Annotated in this window: 15 protein-coding genes and 1 pseudogene; 11 read left to right on the forward strand and 5 right to left on the reverse strand. The window is 60.6% G+C overall.

What is annotated here, in order from left to right; genetic code table 11:
• Nucleotides 1-216 precede the first annotated feature (216 nt).
• The 5 genes from C5J22_RS30415 (at nt 217) to C5J22_RS30440 (ending at nt 5137) form a co-directional block, all read left to right on the forward strand.
• On the forward strand, nt 217-741 hold the full coding sequence (locus C5J22_RS30415) for a hypothetical protein (protein WP_172746842.1): 525 nt from the start codon (nt 217-219) through the stop codon (nt 739-741).
• A gap of 736 nt (nt 742-1477) precedes the next feature.
• Nucleotides 1478-2797 (forward strand): hypothetical protein, encoded by a 1320-nt coding sequence (locus C5J22_RS30425; protein ID WP_105441316.1) that lies wholly within the window; start codon nt 1478-1480, stop codon nt 2795-2797.
• A 250-nt stretch (nt 2798-3047) separates the two neighbouring features.
• Complete coding sequence (locus C5J22_RS30430) at nt 3048-3407, forward strand: hypothetical protein (RefSeq protein ID WP_245440609.1); 360 nt, start codon at nt 3048-3050, stop codon at nt 3405-3407.
• Between the two features lie 64 nt (nt 3408-3471).
• Complete coding sequence (locus C5J22_RS30435; RefSeq protein WP_105441317.1) at nt 3472-4530, forward strand: hypothetical protein; 1059 nt, start codon at nt 3472-3474, stop codon at nt 4528-4530.
• A gap of 4 nt (nt 4531-4534) precedes the next feature.
• On the forward strand, nt 4535-5137 hold the full coding sequence (locus tag C5J22_RS30440) for a hypothetical protein (RefSeq protein ID WP_105441318.1): 603 nt from the start codon (nt 4535-4537) through the stop codon (nt 5135-5137).
• Nucleotides 5138-5190: 53 nt separating this feature from the next.
• On the opposite strand, the gene C5J22_RS30445 is transcribed toward C5J22_RS30440, so the two are convergent.
• From C5J22_RS30445 to C5J22_RS30460, 4 genes are all read right to left on the reverse strand, one after another.
• A complete protein-coding gene (locus C5J22_RS30445; RefSeq protein WP_371412689.1) occupies nt 5191-6594 on the reverse strand; it encodes a DUF6538 domain-containing protein in 1404 nt (467 codons plus the stop codon).
• 190 nt (nt 6595-6784) lie between these two features.
• Nucleotides 6785-7687 carry a DMT family transporter gene (locus tag C5J22_RS30450; protein WP_105441320.1) on the reverse strand — a complete coding sequence of 301 codons (903 nt, stop codon included), beginning with the start codon at nt 7685-7687 and terminating at the stop codon, nt 6785-6787.
• Entirely contained in the window at nt 7684-10086 is a 2403-nt protein-coding gene (locus C5J22_RS30455) for a PIG-L family deacetylase (protein WP_105441321.1), read from the reverse strand. The genes C5J22_RS30450 and C5J22_RS30455 overlap by 4 nt, the downstream gene beginning before the upstream one ends.
• Nucleotides 10087-10105: 19 nt before the next feature.
• The gene (locus C5J22_RS30460) at nt 10106-11332 is read right to left on the reverse strand and encodes an ROK family protein (protein WP_105424836.1); all 1227 of its coding nucleotides are present in this window, start codon (nt 11330-11332) and stop codon (nt 10106-10108) included.
• A 250-nt stretch (nt 11333-11582) separates the two neighbouring features.
• Between C5J22_RS30460 and C5J22_RS30465 the strand changes: the two genes are divergently transcribed.
• Genes C5J22_RS30465 through C5J22_RS30490 form a run of 6 tightly spaced genes read left to right on the forward strand, consistent with a single transcriptional unit; the run spans nt 11583 to nt 18122 of the window.
• Nucleotides 11583-12848 carry an extracellular solute-binding protein gene (locus C5J22_RS30465; protein WP_105441322.1) on the forward strand — a complete coding sequence of 422 codons (1266 nt, stop codon included), beginning with the start codon at nt 11583-11585 and terminating at the stop codon, nt 12846-12848.
• A 15-nt stretch (nt 12849-12863) separates the two neighbouring features.
• Nucleotides 12864-13817, forward strand: a complete 954-nt coding sequence (locus tag C5J22_RS30470; protein ID WP_105441323.1) for a carbohydrate ABC transporter permease — start codon at nt 12864-12866, stop codon at nt 13815-13817.
• Entirely contained in the window at nt 13814-14656 is an 843-nt protein-coding gene (locus C5J22_RS30475) for a carbohydrate ABC transporter permease (protein WP_105441324.1), read from the forward strand. Before C5J22_RS30470 ends, C5J22_RS30475 begins: the two co-directional genes overlap by 4 nt.
• Nucleotides 14657-14671: 15 nt before the next feature.
• A complete protein-coding gene (argH, locus tag C5J22_RS30480) occupies nt 14672-16186 on the forward strand; it encodes an argininosuccinate lyase (RefSeq protein ID WP_105441325.1) in 1515 nt (504 codons plus the stop codon).
• Nucleotides 16186-17226, forward strand: coding sequence for an ABC transporter ATP-binding protein (locus tag C5J22_RS30485; RefSeq protein ID WP_105441326.1), 1041 nt, complete (start codon nt 16186-16188; stop codon nt 17224-17226). The genes argH and C5J22_RS30485 overlap by 1 nt, the downstream gene beginning before the upstream one ends.
• Nucleotides 17223-18122, forward strand: a complete 900-nt coding sequence (locus C5J22_RS30490) for a carbohydrate kinase family protein (RefSeq protein WP_105441327.1) — start codon at nt 17223-17225, stop codon at nt 18120-18122. Before C5J22_RS30485 ends, C5J22_RS30490 begins: the two co-directional genes overlap by 4 nt.
• Before the next feature lie 6 nt (nt 18123-18128).
• On the opposite strand, the pseudogene C5J22_RS30495 reads toward C5J22_RS30490, so the two are convergent.
• Nucleotides 18129-18246 (reverse strand): annotated as a pseudogene (locus tag C5J22_RS30495) (IS630 family transposase); the annotation flags it as partial.

Below are 18246 nucleotides of genomic sequence, written 5' to 3' on the forward strand. Positions count from 1 at the left end.
GTGGGTGCTCTGGGTGCGGTGCTTTGGCTGTAAGACCCTGTGGGTACGGAGGAAGAGGAGAGGTCTCGGCGATGAGGTCAACAACCCCTCCGGATAGGTAGCCGAAGGAGGGTGCATTTTTTTAGGGGATATGAATTTCGCTGCGGCCACCTCTAGAAACACCCAATTACTTCACTGAGATTGGGGGCAGCGAAACATTCATCAGGAAGTCCGACCGTGATTAAAACAATGCCGACATCTAGACCGTTCTTAATCAATTCAAGACCGCTCGGAGAACAACGAGGTGCATCGCTCAAGGCGTATTGCGGACTTTTCGAAGGAAACATTATCGCGGGGTACGGCAGATGGCGCGACACGGTTACCCCTTACGCGTACGCGATCAACGACTTCCTCGCCTTAATAGAAGGGACCACGCCAGGCCCCAATACGCGCTTCTGCGTTATGCCCAATAACGGGGCAGTTTCTACTTACGTCACAAAACATGCCCCTATCTGGGAGGCGCGCGGCGTGAATGGACACAGCGAAGTGCCACAAGCCCGCGACGAGTGGATAAGGATAGGGAGGGACTTTGCTGCCGGAAAGTTTGTTATTTATCCCGACTATAAGGTCTTTCGGGCGGAGCGACAAAAAATTGAAACACTCCTCGACGAGATTCAAAGCCTTGCCGAAAGCCGCAGCCTAAAGGACGACGAATTAGTGCGGGTTGACGGACATGATTTGATGGTCAGCACCGATGACTGAGTGCGCCCTGCCCGGATGCAACCGGAATGTATCGGTGAGCGCCCAGGTCCGATCATCCCTCTACTGCCGTTATCACGCACAGAGGCGAGCCCGCCACGGTTCCCATTGGCACGGCACGTACAGAAGCCGTGAGTTGGCCCCATACGTCGAAAGCGCGCACAGATGGCTGAAACAGAACCGAGAGAACCCGATCTATAGGGCGACATACTGGGACCTCGAATACTTCCTCGCCGCTTCGACACGAGTAGTTCCCGCGACCACCCTAAGGGGCAAATCATCGAAGGAGCGGTCGACAGTTGCGTTTGCTAGGCTCAGAGCGGCTAATGTTCCGACGAGGCGGCTCATAGCAATATACCTTGGCGTGGCCGCGCTCATTGAAGATGATTTCTTCAGTCATCGCACCCGCGAGTTTCGCATCGTTCAAGCCGCAAAGGCTGTCCATCGGCTCGCTAGCGGTACCCACCGAAAATGGGATGTTTGGGATCTGCAAACAGGGGGCACCCGCCCTGCCGAGCTTCACGTCTATCCTCGTTCATCGGGGTACGTACTGAGGAAGATCGGCGAGAGGCTGGAAAAAGCGTGCGACGAGCTAGCCCATGCAGCCCAAGCCGAGATAATCGCAATGCGCATCGAGCGTTTCGGGCCGCATCCATCGCATCCGCCTATAGCCAACGCGTCCTGATCAACAAGAAAGTCCTCACCGCCGTTTGATTACCTAGTGGGGGTAGGGACGCACATGTTGGAGAATATCTTGCCCCCGAAAAGAGAAGCGGACGAAAAGGCGCTGCCCCATGTCCTGCATTACGATCCGTGGTTGGCCGCTCGTGACGATGGTTTCGTCGCCTTGGCTGACTATATTTTTGGGAAGCTTCCGCGCCCGATCATCACCGAAGGACGAAAGACCAGAGCTGACGCAGAGGAGCGCCGTAAACTCTGCTTGAAGACGCTCGCGGCTAACCTTGTGAAGGCCGCACTTAGTCCATCTCAGTATGTCGGCGTGGCGGTGCCGCTTATGAATGAAAAACTCACCAGATACGACCGGAGAGATTTCAACGCTGATGTCTTGAGGCTGGTGATTGAGGAGGCGAGACAGGCGGGCCTCGTGAACGTCGAGAAGGCTATCTTTAAGGAGCGGCGAACACTGGTCATCCCGACACCCTATTTCAGGCAGCTTGTTGACGAGTATCGTGTATCGATTGCCGATCTTCATCAGCTTGAAGGCCGAGAGACAGTCGAACTGTGGGCGGGAAGCAGAAGGAGCGGCCGCAAGTCACCAGTCGATTATGAGGATTGCGAGGAGGCACACGAGTTGCGGTCCCAGATGGCAAGGATCAACAAAGCTCTGAACTGCGCCGATATCCGCCTCAACGGCCAGCAAACCGGCCCTATCCAGCTCGTGCGAAAATTCCGCATCGATAAGCCCCAAGATGCTCATGTGTTCGACCGTCATGGAAGACTTTATGGCGGCTTCTGGGAGGACCTGCCGAAGGATAAACGCTATTTGCTCACGATTGATGGGGAGCCCGTCGCTGACCTTGATTTCGCGTCAATGTTCATCCAACTCGCTTACTGCCGCCAGGGGGTCGCGCCGGCCAAAGGCGACTTGTACGCAATCCCCGGCTTGGAGGGGCACCGCAAGACCGTCAAATCGCTGATGGTCTCGCTGTTCTTCCGCGACAAGGTGGCGCGGCGGTTGCCCTCCGGCACCAAGGAGGCGTTGCCCGAGGGATGGAACATGGAGCGTTTTAAGGCCGCTGCAACGACGCTCCATCCAGCGATTGCCACGCTCTTCGATACCAATGTCGGCTTTGAACTGATGGCGCTCGAAAGCGAAATCCTTGTCGGCACTCTAACCGAGCTGACCACAAGGGGCGTGCCCGCGTTGCCAATGCATGATGGTATCATGGTGGCGGTTAGTCAAAAGGAATTGGCAATCAGAGTCATGAACGATGTTAGCGCCCGGGTGGTGGCCCGACCGCTTGCAGTGGCGGAAAAGCCGCTTGAAATGCCTGCACCAAATAACTCCCCTCTATGGCGCTCTAGGGCTGCCCTATAGTGACAATGGCATTGTACAGCCCCCATCGCCACCATCCCCTCGAGGCGGGCTGCTCAGAGGGCGGCAAGAGGTATGTCTCAAAGTGACCAGCTTGAGGCCCACCCTCCTGTTTCCTTGCAGTACCGCTTTGAGATTCAGATGAGTGATAAGCGACCTACAACACCTACGATCCCACAGAGTCATCCCTTGCGTCTTCCGACAAGGGTCCTAAAGTCTGCCTTGTCGCCAACCATAGGGCGCGGGGGGAGTGATGGGGGCTAGCATTCATAGGACACTGCTATTGGGGTTTGGCTTGCTGACATTCCTCGGCACGCCACATGCCTTCGCCTGCGATCAACCCATTGTGCTCTCCAACTGGAAATCCTGCGCGGTGGGGCTCTTGAGCGAAACCGGAGGAGAGGCCGACTGGAAGGCCGTCCCGAACTGGACCCGAAGCAAAGACCTCAGGCCGTGGTTCATGGATGATCCTCGCCTGCTCGCCAATCACGGCTTGTGTAACGCCAAGTTCCATCGGGTCGTCCTTTGTGCGCCGGGATGGCAGGAAAGCGACGATAAGGATGCCTGCTGGTATGCGATCTGCAACGGCTACCAGGCGTCCTTGAGGGATTGAAGGCAGCCGATTTTCCCGAGCCAACGACTAGACAAGCAGCGCGGATGTTGTTCAACCTCGCGTTATGTCGGACCAATTGATTCTCGTTAATGATGATGGCGCGCAGCTCAATGCTAAGGTTGAGATGCATGACCTTGGGCTAATACTGCACAGTCGCAGCGGCAAAGACCGTAACCGCGAATATCGCGCTGCCCTGGAATTGCTACTGACTCGTTTGGATGACGCGCAGATTGGCTACAGGATCTACGTGGATAGCCTCCGAGTTCAGGGCGACGCCCTCGCGGATCGCGAACTTTTTTTCGATCAAAATGCACCAGTGGTCGTTCGTTTCAATGAAATTGTACGCGCTATGAACGCTGGGAAAGCCAGCCATGGGGCCTGGAAAAGGCTTTTAATCGCAACTCCCGGCACGGGTCCTTCGGAGCTGAAGGCGGCCATAGAGTTGCAACGTCGCCTGTCTGCTGGCGAATTGAGGAAAGTCCAGCCCCGTCATATCCATAGTGCTGTACGGAAGCTTCTCGATGGCGGCGACGCTCCTAACTTCGCTCCCTCCCGGGAATATGATGCATTGACCGATACGGGCATTCCCCTCGCGCCCAAAAAGGTTTTCGGTCTGGCCCTTGAGGAAGCGCTGGGAATTGGAGCTCATCCTCGACACTTTAGCGCCGGGTGGGGTCAAATATGCTTCGAACTGCTGGAAGAAGCTGGCCTTTGGATTGTGCCAAAAACGGCGGGGAATGCCCGTCCCAAAGCCAGTCAAAAGGTGCTTGCATCCAAGCTAGCCGATTTTGTGCCGACTGAAGAGGAACGCAGTTGGATTGAGGGTAATCCGAAAATCGTCTCTCATCTGAAGCGTGAAAGGGCCGCTGGGTTAGCGAAAGAAAAGCGGGCTGCTTTCATGGCAGAGCATAAGCGGCTTTTTTGCGAGGACTGCCAGTTTGATCCTATTGAGAAGTATGGCCCAGAGGCAGGGTCGGCCTGCATCGAGGTTCACCACCACCAAACCCACGTTGCAAATATGCAGCCTGGTCACAAAACCAGCATGGAAGACCTAAAGTGCTTATGCGCGAACTGTCACCGCGTGCTGCACCGTAAGCTGGCGCTTGGCCTACACTTCGGATGATCACATGTTTTACATAACGTCACTGCCTGAACAGCCTGAGGGATATGTCAACATATCGACCTCTTCTCAATGGGAGCGCTGGGTCCGAAGATCGTTGCCGGAAGGTCTGGACGTCGAGGTTCAACGACGGTTGGTCTCAAATTTGAAGCATGTATTGGTGGGCTTGGAATTGAAGGCCGCGCTAATCGTTCCTCATGCGCGCCGTGGTTCGGGACCGTCTATTCTATTCGAGCCCTATATGCACATCATGAGTTTCGAATTTTGTGTCGGGGTTTTCTCGGTATGTGAGGGGATTGGATCGGCACTCTGGCTGCGCGCCAATGGTTTTGATGGTTCAGCAGCAAATCGTATTGGATTCGACGAATGGAGGCCTTCGCTGGTTTCCACGTTCGATCCCCGAGGAGAATTCGCACTCGAAGCTGGCGTCGATCGCGTTAAGAGCGTGAGGGACAAGTTACATCAAGATCGACTTGGTGCTCGGGAAAACATCGACTGGCACGCATTTTCCTTCGATGAGGCCTTCGCTCCTGCTTTCAAGGCGCTTCAAGTCTTACTGCTACGGAGGGAGCAAGACCTTCCTAACGACACCAACCTTAGAGCTTTCTAGCAGAATTTCTGCGCGTAGCCTGCGAGAGGCTGTCGAATGAATCATAAGATGTTTCAAGCAGATTTCCCGTATGCGGCACCGCCATCCCGTAGCGTAGGAAGCCTCACGGCCTCGACGCATTGCCGCGCCTGCTCAAGCAGCGGTCCCCCAGAGTAGACGCCAAAAGTCATGCCCTGCCGTTTATGCCCGACCACAACGGCGATGGTGCTTTCTGGCTGTCCCGCCTGCTCGGCTTTGGTGATGAACCAGCGGCGGAAGCTGTGAAAGTTCACGAGACCCCTACGCTTGCCATCGCGCCGATCCTCGACCCCGACACTCCGGCGATATTCCGTGAACTCATTGGAGGTCTTGAAGGAGCGTTCACGCAGCGAAGTGGATTTCTTTACGCCGGGCCACTCGGGGAAGATATCGTCCTCAGGTGCTTTACCTTTTTTCCTCCGCTCAACGATTTCGATTAGCTCAGAGTGGATAGGGCAGAGACGTGGCCCCGGTTCTTTCTTTTGGGGCTTGAATACAAAGACCCCATCATCGCGGCAGTCCTTCACCTTGAGGCACACGATGGCATCCAAACGGGCACCGGAAAGGGCGGCTATCCTCATAAGGTCGTCCATTGCGGGCTCGGCGGGGCCCTTGAGTAAAGTCTTCACTTCATCGTCGGTGAATGGGCGCTCCTTTTGATCGGTGGTCTGCTGAGGCTCACGCAAGCGCCGTCCGTGCCAGATGTTGGACTCAACCTCGTGACGGTTTTCTAACCAAGTCCAATAGACCGAAAGGCGGCTAACGTATTTGTTGAGGGTGACAGGGGTCAAATTGGCGGTTAGCTCCGGAAGATCATCGCAGAATCGAACTGCCTCTTTCTTGGTGAGCGCCTGAAGATAGGGCGGCACACCGGCCCTGCTGCACCAGTCCTTCAAGAGTTTCATTGCCCGCTTATCGTCGGCCAATGTGCGGGCCTTAACGTGCGATGCCGCCAGAAACTTTTCGTGGTGAAGGTCGATGGGTGTCTTGTCCCCACGCGCTAGCTGGGCGAAGTCCTTGGCGAGGCGCAAACGATCAGGGTCAAAGACCTCATGCCCGTCTTCGTCAATGGCTATGGGCCTACCTGCGAGGGATTCCGCCTGCCAGTCGATCTCCTCATCAATCTCGTCTCGCGTTGCCGGTTCGAAAGCACCCTTACGCTGCTCAGCAAACCGAACCGCCTGCTGTATAGCCTGCTCGCGGCTTATTGATCGGGCCGCCTCCAGCGAAAGCGATGGATTCTCCTCATGCGCAATGACCGCTTTGAGTTCAGCTATGACATCCCACTTAAGCCGGTTCGCCTCCTTAAGGCTGTCTGTCCCCAGCGACCTCTTCAACTTGGTGCCGAGTTTGGCGCGCAGTTTCTTCGGTACGTTGACGACAACGCGCCACTGGTTGCCATGACGCTCCAGAAACATGCGATCAGATGACAGGGACAAAAAAGCCTCCAAGTACCCAGAAAAGTACCCATATCTAGTCCCATAGCAGGCTGATTTTCAATAATTATTCGAAATATAAGAGAAATTTTTCGCGCAAGGTTGTCTCCCGCTTAGCTCCACCAAACTTCCTTCGAGACATATAACGATCGATCGGTCGGGACGCCTGCTCGACGTTTGCGCTATATCGCCATCAAAGTCGGGCGCGGCTGCGGCGACGGTCGAGCCAGACGGCACCTTGCAGTGCGGCCAGGATGATGATCACGCCGATGACCACCCTCACCTCCGGCACCTCGTCAAAGAACACGTAGCCGGTGATGGTGACGAAGACGATCGAGAGGTAGCCAACGGGGGCGAGCACGCTGGCATCGGCGATCCGGTAGGCGCGCAGGAAACAATATTGGCCGAGCTGGGCGAGGAAGCCGATGCCGAGCAGCGGGATCCAGTCGAAGGGCATGACCGGTTTCCAGGTGAAGACGGCCGGCACGGCGGTGATGACCGCGAGGCCGACCGTGTAGAAGACCATCATCACGGTGGTATTCTCGTCCTTCAACGCCCGGGTCTGGATAATCGCCAGCGACCCGAAGACCACCGAAACCAGGACGACCAGAACCTCGATATCGAAGTTCGAGGTGCCGGGCGCCATGACGATCAGCACGCCGATGAAGGCGAGGCCGGCGCCGAGCCAGCGAATGCGACTCACCGTCTCGCCGAGCATCGCGACCGCCATGGCCATGGTGATCAGTGGCCGGGAAAAGCCAACCGCGTTGACCATGGCGAGCGGCAGCATGGTGATGGCGAGGAAATTGCTGGTCAGCGCCACCGCATTGCAGGAAATGCGAAAAATGTTGCGCCACGGATGTTTGACCCGACGCATCTCGGCGCGATGCCGCCAGATCAGCGGCAGGATGAACAGGAGCCCGATCATCGCCCGGATGAAGACGAGCTGGAAGGCCGGATAGGTCGCTCCTTGCGCCTTCACCAGCGCGGTCATGCCGCCGGAGACCAGCGTCATGTCGAGAAGCAACCAGCCGACGCCTATGCGGGCGTTCGATGCCCGCCTGGCTTCCTGTTCTGGCGCTGCCTCCGTGCTCACGCCGGCTGCACGAGGTTCGCCATCAGCCGGAAGGCACCGGGAACGAGCTTGTCGAGCTGGTGATGCAGCACGAGGCTGGTATGGGTGTGTCGTCCCTTGCCGATGGCAGCGGAGATCAGCGCGCCCTTGAGCGGCTGTTCATTGGCATCGTGCATGGCCAGAAGCGGCTCATAGGCTTCATCCCAGCGGGAGACGAAATAGAGGCCGCGTTCCTTGTCCCATCCCTGCCAGTCTTCCGGGCCAATGCTGTTCGGTCCCTTGAGCAGAACATGGTCCGGCGCAAGCACGGTGACTTCGGCCCTCGGATCGGTAACCCGCCAGCGCAGCGACGGCGAGCCGATCTCGATGCGGCGGACCGGGGTCTCGTTCGGATCCCAGCCATCGGTCGGCCGGTGATACAGGGTGACGAGGTGGCCGCCTTCCTCCACGAAGCGATGCAGGCGCTCGGTGGAGGCGGCGAGATCCTTGCGGATGCCGAAGGCGAAGATGCCGACGACGATGGTGGTGAAGCGCGACAGATCGCCGGACAACGCCTGGGCGTCGAGTTCGGTGACATCGAGGCCCATGCGGGCAAGCCACATGCCGACACGATCGGCGCCGCCGCCGACATAACCGATGCACGCGCCGTCCGGCAGTTTCAGATCGACCGACAGGATCTTTAGCGCTGCCGGGGCACGGAAACTGGTGCGGCCGATATGCCGGTAGGCGATGGGCGTGACCTGGAAGGCCGGGTGGCCGTCGATCTGAGGTTCCAGTTCGGCGAGGCCGGGCTTGGCCGCATCGGTCGGAGAGGCGATCCAGCCGCCGTCGGTCTTCTTCATTACCCAGCCAGCGGGTGTCTTGAAGGAAACCGGCGCATTGGTGCCGGAGAGATTGGCCTTGATCGGCCATTCCGTCTGCTTGGTGCTAAGGGGTACGAGCAGCGCATCCGGCAACAGGGTCAGCGATTGGGCGGGCGTTACCGCAAACGGCTCTTCGAGATCAAACGTGCCGAAGACGGTGCGTCCGGCGATCTCGGCCGAGACTTTTACATGCGCATGGCCGTTGCCGCCGAGTGCAGACCAGGCGGGCAGATAGAGGCCTGAGAGCGGAGCGTCCGACGCCGCGGTCAGCGCGAATACGCGGTCATGGGCGAGCGACTGAACGTAGGACGAGGCGCCGGCCGGCAAAATCGGGAGAACATCGACCTTGTGGCTCGAAGCGCCTTCGCCGAGCTCGACGGTGAGTGTCGCAGCACCGCCGGGAGAGATGGCGGAGGGATCGGCATAGGCACGCTCGAAGATCGCGGCCGCATCCAGGATCGCGGCATCGACTTCCGTCCGTTTGCGGGCGATGCGGTGCCCGTGCAGAGCCGTGAACTCTTCCGGTGCGGCGGAGGCTGCTATGTCCAGCCAGCCGGCGGCTTCGGTCAGCGCGTGGGTGATCGCATCGCGATCCGGGAAGGCCGCGACGGCTACCGCAATGGCGGCATCCGCAGAGCGCAGGGCTTCCGCCGCATTGGCGGGCAGGCCGGAGAATTCGGCAAGTACGGTCAGCGATGCCGGCAGGTCCTCGAGCACCGACTGCTCGGGTTTCGGGCCGGCGGCGGAGAGCTTCAGGTGCAGCTGCCAGTCCTTCTCCGGACGCTTCGGCCAGTGACCCATGCCCTGCGAGGCATGGTAATAACGCGACCATTCGCCGATCCGGTCATAGTCGGCACCGGTGGCCGGATCGCGGCCTTCGGCCACAACCGTCACGGTCGTATCCGGCGGCGGCACTTCGTCGTCATAGGTATCGCCGCCGCCTGACCAGGCCGGCAGGTAATATTTGGCGACCTTCCAGGGCTTTAGGCCCTCGGTGAAATGTTCGGGGTAGGCATTGGGGTCGGCGGCGAGTGTGATCGCGGTCTCCGCGGCCCGGGTCATGGCCCGGTGATGACCATGCTGGCCGGGGACGTCTAGGAAGGTCGGGATGACGATATCCGGGCGCTCCTTCCGATAGGCGCGCACCAGGCGCTCGACCGTGCGGGCCTCGCCCCAGCGGGTGAACGTGGCATCGCCATCCTTGGAGAAGCCGAAATCGTGGACCGGGTCGGTCGGGCCGTGGCCGAGCCAGGAGACGTCACCGTCGATCGCGCGGGCCGCCTCTTCCAGCTCGCGGGAGCGTATCACGCCGAGCGGGCCGAGACGTTCAGGACCGAGCGCATTCTGCCCCCCCTCGCCACGTGTCGAGCACGCGATGATGACGCGCATGCCGAGGCCGAGGCGGAACCAGGCGAGCATGCCGTTCTGCTCGTCGTCGGGGTGGGCCCCGGTGTTCATCATCGTGACCGTCGACTTCAGCCGCGAAAGCTTGCGGTGGAGCCGGACGAGCGAGGGATCGGCCATCTGCCGTTCGATGCGTTCGCGGGCGGTCAGCATGAAAACTCTCCTCAATATGTCATGCGGGAATATCGGCAAGCGCGGCAAGCGAGGTTTCAAGCTTGGGCGTCACCATGTCGAAAAGCGGAAGGGCGGCTGCGCCAAGCGCCGCCGTCAATTGCCCCGTCTGGCCGCGCAGCACGCGGGGCAGGTCGCGCTGCCTGCGGCTCGCGACCGAGGTCGGCAAATTGCCCATACGGGCGACGATGTCCTCGATGATCGCATCCGGCAACGCACCGCCGAGAATGACAGTCTGCGGATCGAGGATGTTTTCGAGCATGGCGACCATCGGGCCGAGATAGGTCGCCGCCTCGTCGATCCATTCCTCGACGACCGGGTGGTGATCCGCGTGCAGCGTCTCGAGATCGGAAAACTCGGTGTCGGAAATACCGACGCAGCTCAGCTTTTCCTTCAGCACATAGGCGGAAACATAACCTTCCAGGCAGCCGAGCTGGCCGCAGGAGGGACAGGGCCTGCCCTTCGGCACGACGGTGACATGGCCTATTTCGCCGGCATTTCCGAAGGCGCCGCGATAGGGCGCGCCGTCCTGGATGATGCCGAGGCCGATGCCGACGCCGAAATAGATCATGCAGAAATTGGAGATCGCCAGGCCCGCGCCGAACAGCCGCTCGCCGACGGCCGCCGCCGTCGCGTCGTTTTCGACGATCACCGCATGGCCGCAGGCCTCGCTGAGCGCCTGGGCGGCGTCGAGCCCCGCCCAGCCCGGCAGCGTCGTCGGGCCGACCGAGGTCATGCCGTCGATCTCGAAAGGACCGGGCATGACGACGCCGGTGCCGAGCAGCTTTGCGCCGACCAGTTCCGTGACCGCGGCAAGCTCGGCTGCGAAAGCGGGGAGGATATGCCCGGGAGTCGTGTCCTTCAGCGGCGTGATGCGCTTTGCCCTGAGCCCGCCGGACAGATCGAGCGCCACCGTCACCATATGGTCGGCGGCGATCTCGACGCCGATGGTGGCGCCGCCCTCGGGATTGACCGCAAACTGAATGGGCGGCTGGCCGCGGCCGGATTTCAGCCGGCCCATTTCCATCAGCAGCCCCTCGCCCGCCAGGTCGTCGACAATGTTGGCGACGGCCTGGGGCGTCAGATGGGTGAGCTTGGCGATATGGGCGCGGCCGAGCGAACCGTGGCGGCGCACCACATCCAGCACGACGCGGCGGTTGTGTTCGCGGCTGCGTTCAGGGTTCTTGCCGATAGCCACCGGGTGTGTGCCGATCGTGTGTATGGTCATTTCGCCCACCTTCGGTTGGCAGAATTCATAACGCCGGGAAACCGCATCCGGCAATAGAATAATTCAAGTAAATTATCTTATTGACAAAAGACCTCACTCAGGAAACCGTAAGGGGTAGGGCTGGGGCAAAGCGCCGCAGCACGTCAAAGGGAGGTTCGCCTCCCCGGAAACCAATAAACGCGTCGGGCTGCGGTCGCATCCGAATGCAGGGAACAATCAGTCCCCAAGACCGGAGCACCCGGCGGGGCAAATGGAGGCTCACATGCGCAAGGCAACTTTGTTCGCCGGTCTCGTCGCCGGTTTCAGCACATTCGCATTCAATGCCGCGCAGGCGGTCGAAATCGAATACTGGCAGTATGTCTTCGAGACGCGTGTGAAGGCGATGGACCAGCTCATCACCGAGTTCCAGAAGGCCAATCCGGGCATCACGGTCAAGCAGGTCACCTTTCCCTATGCCGACTACCAGACGCGCGTGATCGCCGCCAACATGGCCGGCAACGGTCCCGACGTGATGCAGCTGTTCTACGGCTGGCTCGACAAGTTCGTCGCCGGCGGCCTTCTCGCCCCGCTGCCGAAGGATGCCTTCCCGCATGCCAAGATCGAAAGCGAGTTCTTCCCGATCGTCAAGGCCATGAAGCGTGGCGACGATTATTACGGCCTGCCGACCGCCGTGCGCTCGCTTGCCCTGTTCTACAACAAGAAGCTCTTCACCGAGGCCGGCCTCGACCCGAACAACCCGCCGAAAACGCTCGACGAATATGTCGCTGCCGCCCAGAAGATCGCCAAGCGCGATGCTTCGGGTAACCTTCTCGTCGAAGGTTCGACGCTCGACATGGGCGGCCAGGATCACCAGTGGTGGCGTGAAGTGCTGATCCGCCAGTTCGGCGGCGTGCCCTATACCGACAACGACCAGAAGGTCGCCTATAACAGCGAAGCGGGCGTCAAGGCCCTGAAGTTCTACACCAGCCTGCAGCTCGAAAAGAAGATCGGCGCCGCCGGCTTCATGGACGAAGGCCAGGCGGCCTTCCGCGGCGGCAAGGCCGGCATGACCATCGACGGCACCTTCCGCCTCGGCGCCTTCAAGAGCATCAAGGACTTCGAATGGGGCGTGACCGAACTGCCGGCCAATGCTCAAGGCGTGCGCTCCAACTATGCCAGCTATTTCGCCAACGGCATCAGCGCCAAGGCGAAGGGCGAGGAACTCGAAGCGTCCAAGAAGTTCCTGGCCTACATCACCTCTCCGGCCGCCATGGAGATCTGGCTGAAGACCGTCGGCGAACTGCCGGCGCTCCGCTCTGCAGCGCTGACCGAGGCCAACCTGAAGGACCCGATCTACGCACCGTTCCTGAAGGGCCTGGAATACGCACACACCACCCTGTTCATGGATGAGCAGGCCCAGCGCCAGAACGCCATCGACATGGCAAACCGCGTGCTGCTTCAGGGTCAGTCCGTCGAGGACTCGATCAAGCAGGCCGCCGCAGCCGAGCAGGAAATCATCGACGCGGCCAAGCCGTAAGGTCCGGAGCCGGTCATGGCAGCGATTGAACAGCAGGGGGCGGCGTCCGGCCGCCCCGGCGGATCCCAAGGGACATCCTTTGGCGACCGCTTTTCCATGCGGACGCGACGCCTCGTCTGGGTCTGGAGTTTCCTTGCCCTGCCGATCCTCTTCTACGCGATCATCCGCTTTTATCCGACGTTCCAGGCCTTCTACCTGTCGTTTACCAACTGGGACCTGCTGCGGCCGGCGAAGTTCATCGGCTTCGCCAACTATATCAAGCTCTTCAAGGACCCGCAGTTCTGGAAGGTGTTCAAGAACACGTTCACCTACCTGATCGTCGGCACGCCGATCAGCCTGGTCGTCGCCTTCACGATCGCCTTCTTTCTCGATCGCGTCCGCTTCATGCACAGTTTCATCCGGGCGCTGTATTTCCTGCCGTTCCTGACCACCGCCGCGGCGATGGCCTGGGTCTGGCGCTGGTTCTACCAGCCGCCGCCGATCGGCATCATCAACGACGTGTTCGGCATGCTCGGCATTCCGCAGCAGCCCTTCATCCGCTCGACCGACCAGGCGCTGTTCTCCATCATGGTGACGGCGATCTGGGCAGGCCTCGGCTTCCAGATCATCATCTTCATGGCGGGCCTGCGCGCCATTCCGGGCACGTTCTACGAAGCCGCGCGCATCGACGGGCTCGGCGAGTGGGCGATTCTTCGCAAGATCACGCTGCCGCTCCTCAAACCCACCACCGTCTTCCTCGTGGTGTTCTCCTCGATCGGCTTCCTGCGCATCTTCGACCAGGTCTACAACATGACCACCAACGATCCCGGCGGACCGCTCGGATCGACCAAGCCGCTGGTTCTGATGATCTACCAGACCGCCTTCAACTCCTATGCGATGGGTTACGCCGCGGCGCAGACGGTGGTGCTGTTCACCATCCTGCTGATCGTATCGCTGCTGCAGCTCTGGATACTGAGGGAAAAGAAATGAGCGAAGCCACTCGCCTCAGCCACGGCAGGGTTCGCCCCGGCCTGATCGTCACCTGGACGGTGCTGTTCATCGGCGGCCTGATCATGGTCTCGCCGCTCGCCTTCATGTTCTCGACATCGCTGAAGACGGCGGACCAGATCTACGACCTGCGCCTCATTCCCGCGGCGCCGACGCTTGCGAACTATATCGCGGTGCTCGCCGACGGGCGGTTCATGCGCTGGTTCTTCAATTCGACGCTGATCGCCGTCATCGTCACCGTGTCGAACTGCTTCTTCGACAGCCTTGTCGGCTATACGCTCGCCAAGTTCGAGTTCCGCGGCCGCTATTTCATCTTCCTCGCGATCCTCTCGACGCTGATGATCCCGACCGAGATGCTGGTCATCCCGTGGTACCTGATGTCGAGCCAGCTCGGCTGGTTGGACAGCTACTGGGGCATCATGTTTCCCGGCATGATGACGGCCTTCGGCACCTTCCTGATGAAGCAGTTCTTCGAAACCGTGCCGAACGACTTCATCGAGGCGGCGCGCGTCGACGGGCTCAACGAATTCCAGATCTGGTGGAAAGTGGCGCTGCCACTGGTGACGCCGGCGCTTTCGGCGCTTGCGATCTTCACCTTCCTCGGCAATTGGACGGCGTTCTTCTGGCCGCTGATCGTCACCACCAGCAAGGAACTCTATACGCTGCCGGTCGGGCTTTCGAGCTTCGCGGTCGAGCAATCCATCCAGTGGGAAATGATCATGACGGGGGCTGCGATCGCCACCCTTCCCACCCTTCTCGTCTTCCTCGTCCTGCAGCGCTACATCGTCCGCGGTGTGATGCTGGCGGGCCTAAAGGGATAATGCAAGGATAAACCCATGGCGGACATCAACCCGCGCCTTTCCGACACCAGCACGTTCCCCGATCCGGTCTACAAGGAAACCGTGCTCCGGCCGCTCTTCGACGGCGCCAAGAGCCATCACGTCGACGGTTTCCGCAGGATCGACCGCGCGCATCTCGTCATGCTCGTCGAGACCGGCATTCTCGACAAGGAAATCGCGGCCAAGATCGCCGGCGCATTGGAGGCAATCGACACGGAAATCGATCCCTCGACGCTCGTCTATACCGGCGAGGTGGAGGACTTTTTCTTCCTGATCGAGAAGGAGCTGAAGGCCCGCATCGGCGTCGATATCGCCGGGCGCCTGCATACCGCCCGCTCGCGCAACGACATCGACCACACGCTCTTCAAGCTTGGTCTCAAGGACAAGATCGACGCGCTGATGGGCAAGGCCCGCAAGCTGCTTGCCACGATGATCGATGCCGCCGAGCGCGAAAAGGCGACGCTGATCGTTGCCTATACCCACGGCCAGCCCGCCCAGCCGACCACGTTCGGGCACTATCTCTCGGCCGCGATCGAGGTGCTTGTCCGCGATATCGAGCGTTTCGCCGAGGCTCGGAAAATCGTCGATCTGTCGCCGATGGGTGCTGCCGCGATCACCACATCCGGCTTCCCGATCGACCGCGCCAGGGTCGCCGAGTTGCTCGGTTTTTCTGCGCCACTGCGCAATTCCTATTCCTGCATCGCCGCGGTCGACTACACGACGTCCACCTATTCGGCGATCGAACTGATGTTCCTGCATCTCGGCCGCCTGATCCAGGATTTTCAGTTCTGGACGAGTTTCGAAGTCGGGCAGATCTACGTGCCGAACGCGCTGGTGCAGATCTCCTCGATCATGCCGCAGAAGCGCAATCCGGTGCCGATCGAGCATCTGCGCCATCTCGCCAGCCAGACGATGGGCCGGGCCCGCACCGTGCTCGACGTGATGCACAACACGCCGTTCACCGACATGAACGACAGCGAGGGCGAAACGCAAGGGATGGGCTACGAGGCCTTCGCCTCGGCCGGCCGCGTGCTCGATCTGCTTGCGGCGTTGATCGCCCAGATCAGCATCGATCCGGAGCGCGTCGACCAGAACATTCGTCGGTCCTGCATCACCATTACCGAGCTTGCCGACTCGTTGGTGCGCATCGAAGGGCTTTCGTTCCGCGCGGCCCATGAGATTGCCGCAGCGACGGCAAAGAGCGTCGTCGCGTCCAAGGGTGATCTACCCAATGACGGCTACGAGCCCTTCCTCAAGGCCTTCGAACATTCGGCCGGCCGCAAGCCTTCCGTCGATCTCCAGAAGTTCAAGGAGATCGTTTCGCCCGAACATTTCGTCGCCGTGCGCGCCCGTTTCGGCGGTCCCGCGCCTGAGCCTATGCAGGCCGCAATCGCTGCCTATCGCGACAAGCTGGCCGCCTTCGAAGCCGAGGCCAAGAAGGCCGCGGACCATGAGGCGAAGGCAGCCACTGAGCTGAACCAGAAATTCACTGCCCTGACGGGAGCCCGCTGATGGCGACGATCGAACTTGAAAAACTGGTGAAGCGCTACGGCAAGGTCGAGGCCGTCAAAGGGATCGACCTCCAGATCGCCGATGGCGAATTCGTCGTCTTCGTCGGCCCATCCGGCTGCGGCAAATCGACGACGCTCAGGATGATCGCAGGCCTCGAGGAAATCTCCGACGGTACGCTGAAGATCGGCTCGGAAGTCGTCAACGAGCGCGAGCCGAAGCAGCGCAATATCGCCATGGTCTTCCAGAACTATGCAATCTATCCGCATATGACGGTGCGCCAGAACATCGGTTTCGGACTATATACCTCGAAGCTCGACAAGGCCGAAAAGGACAAGCGCATCGAGGAGGCCGGCAAGATCCTCGGCCTCGAAGCCCTGCTCGACCGCCGGCCGGCGGCACTTTCCGGCGGCCAGCGCCAGCGCGTCGCGATCGGCCGCGCCATGGTGCGCGACCCTTCCGCCTTCCTGTTCGACGAGCCGCTTTCGAACCTCGACGCCCAGCTTCGTGCGCAGATGCGCATCGAGATCAAGCGGCTGCATCAAAAGCTGAAGACCACCACCGTCTACGTCACCCATGACCAGATCGAGGCCATGACGATGGCCGACCGTATCGTGGTGATGAAGGACGGCGTTATCCTGCAGGTCGGGACGCCTTCGGAACTTTACGACAGCCCGGTCGACGTATTCACCGCCCGCTTCATCGGCAGCCCGTCGATGAACCTCGTGCGTGGCCGCCGCACCGCTTCGGGTGCGGCAATGGCGCCGGTCGGCGATATCCTGATCGGCGTGCGCCCGCATGACCTGATCGCCCACGCCACCGTTACCGGCGGCAGCGGCTTCACGGTGACCGGAACGGTCTCGGCCGTCGAGCCATTGGGGCCGGAAACGCTAGTGCATCTGGACGTGGCCGATACATCGATCATCGCCACCGTGCGCGAAAAGTTCGTGCCGGCTGTCGGAAGCACGCTCACCTGCGAAGCCGCTCCCGGCGACCTCTACCTCTTCGATGCCAGCACAGAGAGATTTCTGGGCCGTTCATGATGACGCATGCAGAGAAAAGATCCGCGGTGCTCAGCATCGGGCGGATCTATTGCGACCTGATTTTCACGGGCCTCGGCCACCTGCCGGTGCTCGGGCGCGAGATTTATGCCAGCGGCATGGAGATTGCGGCAGGCGGCGGTGCCTTCATCGCGGCCGCCCATCTTGCCCATGCGGGCCGCAAGGTGGCTCTCGCGGCGCGGCTCGGCACGGATTCGCTGTCGGCCGGGGTCGAAGAGCAGATTCGGGACAGCGGCGTCGACCTGCGCTTCATCGAACATGCACAGGATGCCGGCCCGCAGGTGACGGTTGCGGCCGTGGTCGGCCAGGACCGCGCCTTTCTCACCCGCCGCGCCGGCCCTGCCCTGCCCGCCACACTCGACGCCGCGCTCGACTGGGACGAAGCCCGCCACCTGCATATCGCCGAATATGCGACGCTGCACGAGATCCCGGACCTCGTTTCCCGCGCCAAGGAAAAGGGCCTGACCGTTTCGCTCGATCCGAGCTGGGATGCGACGCTGATCTATGACCGCGGCCTGCTGCGGGCCTGCGAGGGCGTCGACCTGTTCCTGCCCAATCTGGAAGAGGCTGAAGCGATCACCGGGTCGGCCGATCCGGAAGTCGCGCTCGCCAAGCTGTCGCTGGCCTTTCCGCTGGTCCTCCTTAAGGGTGGTGCAGAAGGCGCCTGGCTGATGTCCAACGGCCGGATGCTGCATGCACCGGCGGAAACCGTGCCGGTGATCGACACGACCGGCGCCGGCGACGCCTTTAATGCCGGCTTTATCGATGCCTGGCTGAACGAGGCATCGGAAGAAGCCGCCTTGCGTGCCGGCATCCGGTTCGGCAGCCGCGCCGTCCAGGCGGCCGGCGGCGCCAAGCTGCTCGCGAGCGGCGACTAGAGCGGTTCATGTTTTGACGGAAGCATATCCTGCATTTGTGAGATAGTTGGCGCATTCGTCGGGCAGGATTGTTTCGACCAGTCTGCCGATGTGACGCCAGGTGTCATCGATGGTGCGCTTTTGT

This window comes from Neorhizobium sp. T25_13, assembly GCF_002968675.1.
Lineage (GTDB): Bacteria > Pseudomonadota > Alphaproteobacteria > Rhizobiales > Rhizobiaceae > Neorhizobium > Neorhizobium tomejilense.